At 64.9% G+C, this 231-nt stretch carries 1 protein-coding gene; it reads right to left on the bottom strand.

What is annotated here, in order from left to right:
- A partial coding sequence (locus SB725_RS34205; protein ID WP_410923828.1) for a HAMP domain-containing protein occupies positions 1-231 on the bottom strand: 231 nt, incomplete at both ends.

Raw genomic sequence — 231 nt, 5'->3', positions numbered from 1 at the left:
CTCGGTGGCCGAGGACACTTCGCGGATCGAGCCGTGGATGCGTTCGACGAAACGGTTGAAGGCGGTGCCGAGGATGCCGAACTCGTCCTGGTTATGGATGTTCAGGCGTCGAGTCAGGTCGCCTTCGCCATCGGCGATGTCCTGCATGGCCCGGGTCATCACGTGCAGCGGCTGCATCAGCAGGCGGATCAGCAGGCCCAGCAGGGCAATGGTCAGGGCCACGGCCGTCAG

This window comes from Pseudomonas sp. SIMBA_041, assembly GCF_046535095.1.
In the GTDB taxonomy this organism is placed as follows: domain Bacteria; phylum Pseudomonadota; class Gammaproteobacteria; order Pseudomonadales; family Pseudomonadaceae; genus Aquipseudomonas; species Aquipseudomonas mucoides.
Note: the sequence above shows the minus strand (reverse complement) of the source record. Positions and strands in the feature narration are given on the sequence as shown.